Below are 1463 nucleotides of genomic sequence, written 5' to 3' on the forward strand. Positions count from 1 at the left end.
CACACTGTAGTTTTCACTGCCGATTTCAACTTTTGCAACATCACCTAGGCGAACCTTTGCCCCAGAGGTATCGGTTTTTAATAAGATATTTTTAAATTCTTCAGGGGTTTGTAAATAGCTTTGCACGGTAACCGTGGCGTTAATAACCTGTCGATCCGTATCCGCAGGTGCTTGTCCTAATTGGCCAGCGGACACCTGCGCGTTTTGCGCACGTACGGCATTGACCACATCAGCTGGCACCAAGTTATAACTACGTAGCAGCGAAGGGTCAAGCCAGATACGCATGGCATAGGCTGAACCAAACACCTGCACTTCACCAACACCTTCAACACGGCTGAGCTGGTCAACGACGTTAGAGTTGATATAGTCAGCAATATCGCTGTTATCCATACTGCCGTCTTCAGAGATAAACCCTTGTACCATTAAAAAGCTACTAGAGGATTTATTGACGTTGACGCCTTGACGCTGTACGGACTCAGGGAGTGAGCTCATCGCGGCTTGCAGTTTGTTCTGTACCTGTACCTGTGCGGTATCAGGATCGGTACCGTTTTCAAAGGTAAGCGTTACAGATGCGCCACCATTTGACGAGCTCGATGATGACATATACATCAAGCCATCAAGCCCTTTCATACGTTGTTCGATAATCTGAACCACTGAATCTTCAACGGTCTGCGCGTTCGCACCAGGATAGCTTGCGCTCACCGAAATGGTCGGCGGTGCGATGCGTGGATACTGCTCAATCGGTAGGTTAATAACCGATATTACCCCGATGAGCATGACCAAAATAGCCATCACCCAAGCAAAAATAGGGCGATCAATAAAAAAACGTGACATAGTATATTCCTAGTCTTCCTATCTTTGAATGGAATTAGTTAGCGGTAGATTCTGCTGGTTTTTTAGCAGAGGTATCTTTACTAGCTGGCTTATCCATCGCTTTTGCAGCTTGCTGCGGCGTTTGAGCAGTTGGCGCGCCCGGCTTAGCAGGGGCAGCATTTGGATTTTCTAAAGGTTTGGCGACGACTTCTTGCTCAGGTTTGACTTTTGAGCCACCGATCACCACCACTTTATCCCCTGCTTTTAAGCCATCAGTGACGACCCACTGATCTTTGTAGGTCCCATTAATAGTGACAGGACGTACTTGGATTTTGTTATTTTCATCAACGATATAAACTTGCGTTTCGCTTTTTGGTGTCCGCATTACCGCACTTTGTGGCACTAAAGCGGCGTTAGTGATGACGCTTTGAGTCAAGCGCGCACTGACATACATACCCGGCAACAAGATATTGTTTTTATTAGGGAAGACTGCACGTAAGGTCACAGCACCCGTTGATTCATCAACTTTTGCTTCTGATAACGCAAGCTCGCCACGTACCGGATACGTTGAGCCGTCCTCTAATACCAACTCAACCGAATTCATACCCGCTTGTGCTTTACCAGCAGAAATTTGCTGACGTAGTTTAAGC

The 1463-nt window shown here is 46.8% G+C and carries 2 protein-coding genes; both read right to left on the reverse strand.

Annotation, left to right across the window (positions count from 1 at the left end):
• The coding region (locus V7D75_RS09960; RefSeq protein WP_333614439.1) for an efflux RND transporter permease subunit at positions 1-834 on the reverse strand (834 nt) is incomplete at its 3' end.
• A gap of 34 nt (positions 835-868) precedes the next feature.
• The coding region (locus V7D75_RS09965; protein ID WP_333614440.1) for an efflux RND transporter periplasmic adaptor subunit at positions 869-1463 on the reverse strand (595 nt) is incomplete at its 5' end.

Origin of the sequence: Psychrobacter sp. (genome assembly GCF_036731945.1) — a bacterium.
GTDB lineage: Bacteria > Pseudomonadota > Gammaproteobacteria > Pseudomonadales > Moraxellaceae > Psychrobacter.